General features: G+C 35.4%; 8 protein-coding genes. 1 reads left to right on the forward strand and 7 read right to left on the reverse strand.

The features are described from left to right. Nucleotides 1-178 precede the first annotated feature (178 nt). The 7 genes from der to TS1_RS09085 all read right to left on the reverse strand — a co-directional run bounded on the left by der (nt 179) and on the right by TS1_RS09085 (nt 7,472). Entirely contained in the window at nt 179-1,489 is a 1,311-nt protein-coding gene (der, locus tag TS1_RS09055; protein WP_068709975.1) for a ribosome biogenesis GTPase Der, read from the reverse strand. Between the two features lie 225 nt (nt 1,490-1,714). After that, entirely contained in the window at nt 1,715-2,929 is a 1,215-nt protein-coding gene (gene rpsA, locus TS1_RS09060; RefSeq protein WP_068709977.1) for a 30S ribosomal protein S1, read from the reverse strand. A 172-nt stretch (nt 2,930-3,101) separates the two neighbouring features. Next, nucleotides 3,102-3,500, reverse strand: coding sequence for a DUF4430 domain-containing protein (locus TS1_RS12725; protein ID WP_068709979.1), 399 nt, complete (start codon nt 3,498-3,500; stop codon nt 3,102-3,104). 15 nt (nt 3,501-3,515) lie between these two features. Further along, a complete protein-coding gene (gene cmk, locus TS1_RS09070) occupies nt 3,516-4,184 on the reverse strand; it encodes a (d)CMP kinase (RefSeq protein ID WP_068709981.1) in 669 nt (222 codons plus the stop codon). Between the two features lie 71 nt (nt 4,185-4,255). Next, entirely contained in the window at nt 4,256-4,999 is a 744-nt protein-coding gene (locus TS1_RS09075; protein ID WP_068709983.1) for a LysM peptidoglycan-binding domain-containing protein, read from the reverse strand. A 77-nt stretch (nt 5,000-5,076) separates the two neighbouring features. Next, nucleotides 5,077-6,468 carry a RecQ family ATP-dependent DNA helicase gene (locus TS1_RS09080; RefSeq protein WP_068709985.1) on the reverse strand — a complete coding sequence of 464 codons (1,392 nt, stop codon included), beginning with the start codon at nt 6,466-6,468 and terminating at the stop codon, nt 5,077-5,079. Further along, entirely contained in the window at nt 6,462-7,472 is a 1,011-nt protein-coding gene (locus TS1_RS09085) for a helix-turn-helix domain-containing protein (protein WP_068709987.1), read from the reverse strand. The genes TS1_RS09080 and TS1_RS09085 overlap by 7 nt, the downstream gene beginning before the upstream one ends. 26 nt (nt 7,473-7,498) lie before the next feature. Here TS1_RS09085 and TS1_RS09090 point away from each other — a divergent pair, with 26 nt between their 5' ends. Continuing rightward, entirely contained in the window at nt 7,499-7,714 is a 216-nt protein-coding gene (locus TS1_RS09090) for a ferredoxin (RefSeq protein ID WP_068709989.1), read from the forward strand. Nucleotides 7,715-7,857: the final 143 nt, after the last annotated feature.

Below are 7,857 nucleotides of genomic sequence, written 5' to 3' on the forward strand. Positions count from 1 at the left end.
CCCAAAATTACGTGACAAATATTGATACACTCGATCAATATTCTGATATAACGTTATCACAAGAACCTTTTAATATCAAGGATTTTCGCCATTTTAAGGCCATTTTTTTCTTTTTTTGCGATTTATTTAGAAAAAGCAAGATTCCTTTGCCAAAAGAGAAGAACTATGGTAAAATCTTTTACTTTCTCTTACGCGGAATAATACGAATTGGCGTTCCTTCAAAAGCAAAAGCCCGACGAATTTGATTTTCCAAAAAGCGGGAATAAGAAAAATGCATTAGCTTTTCATCATTAACAAAAATGACAAAAGTTGGTGGCTTAACTGCTACCTGGGTAGCATAGAAAATTTTCAAACGACGCCCCTTATCCGTAGGTGTCGGATTAATAGCTACTGCATCCATAATCACATCATTTAAAATGGAAGATGGCACGCGCAAGTTTTGATTCATTCCTACTTGTTCAATTAAATCTGGTAGTTGACTTAAACGTTGTTTGGTCTCCGCCGAAACAAAAATAATGGGCGCATAATGTAGATATAAAAATTCATTGCGTATTTTTTCTTCAAACTTACGCATAGTATCATTCTTCTTTTTTAATAAATCCCATTTATTTACAACAATGATAATGGCACGGCCTGCTTCGTGGGCATAGCCTGCAATTTTTTTATCTTGTTCACGTATTCCTTCCTCTGCGTTTAAAACCACCAAAACTACATCCGAACGCTCAATGGCTGTCATTGCACGCATTACGCTGTACTTTTCTGTTTTTTCATAAACCTTCCCTCGTTTACGCATACCAGCAGTATCAATCATAGTAAATTCTTGACCACTATCACTAACAAAACGAGTGTCCACTGCATCACGTGTCGTTCCTTCAATTTCTGAAACAATGACACGGTTTTCTCCTAACATTGCATTAATTAATGAAGATTTCCCAACATTGGGACGTCCTATTAAACTAAAATAAATAATAGATTCGTCTTTTTCATTTTCTTTTTCAGGAAAATGTTTAATCGCTGCATCTAAAACATCGCCCAGACCAATACCATGGCTACCTGAAATCGGATACGGATCACCCAATCCTAATGTATAAAAATCAAAAACTTCGTTACGTAATTCAGGATTATCTGCTTTATTAACAGCTAAAATTACCGGAGTATTACTTTTATATAGGATGTGTGCTACTAATTCGTCAGCTTCTGTCACACCTTCTCGAACGCTTGTTATAAAGATAATAACATCCGCTTCTTCAATAGCAATCTCTGCTTGATATTTGATCTGATCTTTAAACGGTTCATCACTTAAATCGATTCCACCTGTATCAATAATATTAAATTCTTGGTTCAACCATTCGCCCTTTGTATAAATACGATCACGAGTGACACCCGGAGTATCTTCTACAATTGAAATCCGTTGTCCAGCAATTCGGTTAAAGATTGTTGATTTTCCGACGTTTGGTCGGCCAACAATTGCTATCGTTGGGTTCGCCATTTTCTTCCCTCCATTTCAACCGTATAATGTTTCTTTATATCTGAAAATAGCTTATTCATATAACCACAAATATTAAAAATAGGTTTCCTATTTTCGTTATACAGCCAACTAATTTAACTTAATTAGTGTACCCAATGAAAGCAAAACATGCAAGCATTCTTAGATATTTCAATTTTTCCATAAAAAAAGACTGTTAAAAAACAGCCTTTTTACGATAAATAATGTTTATTCTTCATTATCGTCATTTAATGTTTCGCCTAAAATATCGCCCATCGTAAATCCTGAACCTTCTTCTGAATCTTGGTAATCTTCAGGCTCTGGTTCGTATGTTTCTTCTGTTTCTGGTTTTTCTTCTAACGCTTTGATACTTAGTGCAATACGATGTTCATCAGGGTTAACATCTAATACTTTTACCTGAATTTGATCTCCTTCAGATAACACTTCATGTGGTGTAGCAATATGTTTGTGTGAGATTTGTGAAATATGAACTAAGCCTTCTACGCCTGGGAATACTTCTACAAAAGCTCCAAAACTTGTAAGGCGTTTTACAGTTCCCTTTAAGACAGCTCCTTTAGGGGCTTTTTCTTCGATATCCGTCCAAGGACCAGGTAAAGTATCCTTAATAGATAAGGAAACACGTTCAGTAGTTGGATCTACAGATAGAACTGCAACATTGACTTTGTCTCCAACGCTTAATACATCGCTAGGTTTACCTACATGTGAATGCGAAATTTCAGAAACATGAACTAATCCGTCAATGCCTCCAAGATCAATAAATGCACCAAAATCAGTTAAACGTGCAACTGTACCTTCAATGACATCGCCTTCTGAAATAGAGCTAAGCAGCTCTGCTTTTTTCTCTTCTTTTTCGGCTTCTACAATCGCCTTATGAGATAAGATTAGACGATTTTCTGAAGGTTCAATTTCAATAATTTTGAATTCTAAAGTCTTTCCTTTATATTCATTAAAGTCATCAACAAAATAGTCTTCCACCATAGAAGCTGGTACAAAGCCACGCACGCCAACATCAACGACAAGCCCGCCTTTGACTACATTTGTTACAGGTGCTTCAATAGTTTCTCCATTTTGGTATTTCTCTTCAATTTCTTCCCAAACTTTTTTAGCGTCAAGACGACGTTTTGAAAGTAGATAACTACCATTTTCCTTATCTTTTCCAATCGATGAAATCACGACAAGGTCAAGTACATCACCCACTTTTACTACTTCATTAATATCGTCTACAGGCAAGGTAGATAATTCTTTAGCAGGAACGACACCTTCAACTCCTGTACCTTCAATTCCGATGATCGCTTGTCTGTCTTCAATTGCAAGGACCTCACCTTTTACGATATCTCCAACTTTTACATCGTGAACAGCATTTAATGCATCTTCCATTGTTTCACCATTTTCTTCAAAGTTATTATTTTCAAATTCTGTCATAACATATGTCCTCCTAACCAACGATTTAAAAAACCCTTCATCCTTTAGTCTATGCTATATTGATAAAAAAATAAAGCGATTTCTGTATATTTTTAGTGAAAAGTCTTAAATTATACCAAAATTGCTTATTACTGACTAGTAAACAATTTCTTAGATTAAAAGTACAGAGTTCCTATTCTACTTTATCATAAGTAAAAACAATCTGATCATTGTCTTCAAGGGTAGTTTCATCTGCACCAGTGTTTACCATTTCGTCATTTATTGTATAAGTCCAATACATATTTTCGTCTTCATCTTGCTTGATACCTTCAACAGCCGTAATCATACCGCCTTCTTCTTTGATATCAAAATTATCTTGCATAACTTCCATCAAGGTCTCATCTGAGGTTGTTTTTATTTCTTTTTCATCAACCATTTGGTCTTCTTTTTCAATTTCAACTGTCGCTGTCACCTGTTCTTGAGTCGTTTGATTTGTTGTCGCATTAGTATCAGCAAAATCTTGTTCATTGGAACAACCAACAATAAACAAAGTACTGAAAAGAGCTAAGCCAGCGGCAATTTTTTTCTTCAATTAAATTCCCCCTTTTTAAACTTTTTCTTTTATCACCTTTTTAATCGCTGTTACTACTTCATCAATCGTCATACCTGTTGTATCAACTAAAACTGCGTCTTCTGCTTGTCTTAATGGTGAAGTAGAACGATGAGAATCAGTGTAGTCTCGTTGTTCGATTTCTTTTTTTAAAGTAGCAAAGTCACTTTTAATCCCTTTGGCTTGGTTTTCTTTATAGCGTCTTTGCGCACGTTCACTTGCTGAAGCCACCAAAAAAATTTTAACCTCAGCATCTGGAAGAACCGTTGTCCCAATATCTCTTCCATCCATTACTACCCCGCCCGAAACTGCAATTTTTTGCTGAGCTTTAACTAAATGAGCTCTGACCTTAGGAAAGGCTGAAACTTCAGATACATTGTTGGTCACCTCGGGTTGGCGAATCGCATCAGTAATATCTTCTCCTTTTGCAAATACAAGCTGTCCACTTTCTGTTTGTTTAAAAGTAATAGGATATTTTTCAATTAACTTAACTAAAGATTGTTCATCGGCAAAAGAAACCTGATGTTTTAAAGCCAGGTAAGTAACTCCTCGGTACATCGCCCCTGTGTCTGTGTAAACAAACCCAAAGTCTCGGGCAATGATTTTAGCAACTGTGCTCTTGCCCGAAGATGCTGGACCGTCAATTGCAATATTGATTTTGTGCATGTCGTTTCTCCTCGTCTAAAACTAAAAATTATAAGCTCATGATAGATAAAAAAACCGCATTTGCGGTTTTTTTATCTAGTTCTCAGTTCGTCTCCAGGATTTACATGAAAGTTGCCTGGATCCATACCATTTAGTTCCGCAAGTTCTTCTACACTCATCCCATTACGTTCAGCTACTTGTTGTAGTCCATCACCTGCTTGAACAGTTGCATAACCTTCGCCGCCTTGGTTGCCTTCAGCTTCTTGTTGGTCTTGATCTTGTTGACCTTGTTGTTGGTTTTGTTGATTTTGTTGGTTTTGACCTTGATCTTGTTGACTTTGGCCTTGATTTTGATCCTGCTGACCTTGTTGATCTTGCCCTTGATCCTGAGCTGCTTGTTGTTCTTCATTTTCTGCAGCTTGTTGCTGGTCTTGATCATCTACTGCTTGCTGTTCTTCGTTTTCTGCCGCTTGTTGTTCTTCACTTTCTTCCGTTGTTTCTTCTGAAGAAGATTCTTCAGTCGAACTGCTTTGTGTGGAAGACTCTTCTGAAGAAGAAGTTGACGTTGATTCTGTAGTACTTGATGAAGTCTGCTCAGTATTAGCAGCAGTTTCAGTATCGTTATTTCGGTTCATCACCCACAAACCAGCAACAGTAGGCACAGCAATGATTAAAACTAATAAAACAACTACAATCGTTAAAAAACCGCTACTTCCTTTTTTTTGACGACGTTGTTGAGATCGTGACGCATTATCTTCATCACTTTCTGTGTCATAAATGGGTTGTTCCCATGGTTCTTGTTCTTGCGAATCTTTGTTTCTATCTCTTCTACTCACTTCTAATGACCTCCTACTCACTATCTTTCCGCTGTATTATACCATAGGTTGTCTATTTATGTCTTCCAAAACTTCCCTCATTTTTCTTCTTTAAACATTTTTAGTAAAATCTCTTGCCAGTCCTTTTTTGGTTTTAAAAAACGAAATTCTTTTTCTTTTTCAAAAGTATCCCTTATCCCATGAAAGTCACAACACCTTTCAGGAATTTCTGATAAACTTTCTCCAAAATAACTTAATAGAAAACTTCTGCGGCAACCATTAAAATAAATATAACCAAGCATTTGTTCTAATTTCTTTTGCTTTTGCATCTCATTTTGTCGCAACTGAGTTAAAAAATCTTCTTTTTTAGAAATATTTATTTGTCGCAACCATTTTTCTTGTATCTCTGTAAAATTATTTAGCTGTTGCTTTTCTAAACAGTATTCAAAAAATTGCCGCTCTTGTCTTGCTTTTTTTTGCATAAAATAATGAATTTTTTCATCTTTTTCTTGGTATAAAAGAACTGCATCACTAGAGTGTTGATCACGTCCAGCCCGACCGATTTCTTGCATGTAATTTTCCAAACTATCAGGCAATTCGTAATGGATAACTATTCGAATATCAGCTTTATCAACACCCATACCAAATGCGTTTGTACAAATCAGAAATTGTAATTGATCGTTAATAAACTGTTGTTGTAAAAGCCTTCTTTGACTACTATCTAAGCCGCCGTGATAATAACCAACTGCATATTTGCTTTTTAATTGTTGGTACAATTCTTCTACTTTTTTTCTTGTGGCACAATAAATAAGGACTGACCCCTTAGCGTTAGCCAAGAGCCGTTTTAACGCTGTTAATTTATCATCCGTATGAACCACGGTTAATGCAATATTGGGTCGATCAACAGAGTCATAATATTCAACCATATTTTTATCAAGTAATAGATTTTTTATCTCTTCTTTAACTTCGCTTGTAGCCGTAGCTGTCAGTGCTAAAGTTGTAGGACTATTTAAACGCCTTTTAGCTTGTTTTAAGTTGCGATACTCAGGCCGAAAATCAATTCCCCATTGCGAAATACAATGGGCTTCATCAACGACAAAAAGTGCGATATGGTTACTTTGTAAATGAAACAAGACTCTTTCTTGCATAAGCATCTCTGGACTTAAAAAAACAAATTTATATAGGGCTAAGTGTTCTAAAATGTAGCTTTTTTCTTGTTCACTTAAATTTCCATTTAAAATAATTCCACGTTTCTCTCCATTTTTTTGCAAAGAAGCCAATTGGTCTTCCATTAAAGAAATCAATGGAGTAACAATAAGTACTATCCCCTCTTGTAAATATGCAGCTAATTGATAACACAAGCTCTTTCCTGTACCTGTTGGCAATACTGCTAAAGTATCTTTGCCTTGTAATAATGAAGAGATGGTTTCTTTTTGTCCGGGGCGAAAATGTTTATAACCAAAATGATGATATAAAGCTTCTTCTAGCATAGCAATTCTTTCTTTCTTCCTATTTGATACAGACGAATTTCTAAAAACGTTACTTCAAAGTTTCTTTCTAGTTCTTTAAAAGGATAAGTAAATGAACGTATCGGCAATTTTTTTAATTTCTCTTTGGTTTTCTGCGATAAAAACCTTTCAAAAGGAAAAGCTGGATCGATCAATGCCCACTCAATTAAATGATCTTGAACAGTTCCTTTTTTTAATTTTCGTTTTTTTATTACTTTTTCAATATTATAACCTTGCTGGACTAATTTGCGAGTTTGCAACATACTTTGATTAAAATTTTGTAAAAATAACGGCTGCAAAAATTCATATAATATATACTCCGGATGTTTAGCAACTTGCGCTAAAAACGAATGAATGGCTGCTGATCTGTATAAAGAAGACCATGGAAACCGCCCATATCTATCTGGTATAAGCTGAAAAAAGGCTGCTCCTTCTTGTTGGTAACCAGAAAGCGTCTGGGCTAGCAGGTTAGCCTGTTCTTCTGATAAAATTTGAAACAATTCAGCGGTTTCATAATATAATCTTTTGGCTAAATCTTTTTGGTAACGATGAATAAATACTCGAACTCTCTGTGTATAATTGGGTGCGTTTTCTAAAGGAATATAGTTATTCTCTTTGTTCAAAAAAGAAGCTGCCTGCAACAAAAAACGCACGGAACGCCAACAAGTCTCTTCTTTTCTGCCAAACTTAAAAAAATCCAATGATTGAAAGGTGGGCGTTTGCAGTAAATTGGGAATTTTCGCTTTCTTGAGCGAACAAATTTGCCCTTGCTCTTCTTTTAACCGGCCTTCATCCATCAAGTCTGTTAATTTTTGATAAAACTTTTCTTCATTTAAATCAGGTATAGCAGAAAATAAAGGTAAAAGGTCGTGAAAATAAGCATAACACAAAACAGATGAAGTATGCTTGCCAATCAAAACTTGATAAAGTGTATTTTTTCTCAGCTTGTCATTTGCCATAAATAACGATAGAATAAAATCGTCCATATAACCTCCAGAAAGAATGTGAACAAATGTCTCGATTATGTAAAATCATACCTGAACGCTGTATTGCTTGTGGTCTGTGTGCGTTACATGCGCCAGATACTTTTGACTACGATGATAACGGGATTGTGCTTTTTGCTCAAGAAACTAAAGCACGACAACAATTTATCCCTGCTAAAGAGCAAGAAGCAGTTATTAATGCCTACAAACAGTGCCCGGCACGAGCTATTTTGTTAGAAAAATAGTTCTACGTCTATTATACACAATAATTTTCTTTCCTTAAACAAAGTTAAACTAATTTTCTTTTAATTCCTTATTTTTAAGAGAGTATTTTTTTCGTAATAATTCTGCAATTCTTACTCATTGCTTCCTTTTTGGGTAAGAACCT

The organism is Tetragenococcus solitarius NBRC 100494 (assembly GCF_001544195.1).
Classification (GTDB): Bacteria; Bacillota; Bacilli; order Lactobacillales; family Enterococcaceae; genus Tetragenococcus; species Tetragenococcus solitarius.

Excerpts from the sequence above, each read along its gene's own strand:
- der (WP_068709975.1), bottom strand. The coding sequence starts at position 1,489 with ATGGCGAACCCAACGATAGCAATTGTTGGCCGACCAAACGTCGGAAAA.
- rpsA (WP_068709977.1), bottom strand. The coding sequence starts at position 2,929 with ATGACAGAATTTGAAAATAATAACTTTGAAGAAAATGGTGAAACAATG.
- cmk (WP_068709981.1), bottom strand. The coding sequence starts at position 4,184 with ATGCACAAAATCAATATTGCAATTGACGGTCCAGCATCTTCGGGCAAG.
- TS1_RS09080 (WP_068709985.1), bottom strand. The coding sequence starts at position 6,468 with ATGCTAGAAGAAGCTTTATATCATCATTTTGGTTATAAACATTTTCGC.
- TS1_RS09085 (WP_068709987.1), bottom strand. The coding sequence starts at position 7,472 with ATGGACGATTTTATTCTATCGTTATTTATGGCAAATGACAAGCTGAGA.
- TS1_RS09090 (WP_068709989.1), top strand. The coding sequence starts at position 7,499 with ATGTCTCGATTATGTAAAATCATACCTGAACGCTGTATTGCTTGTGGT.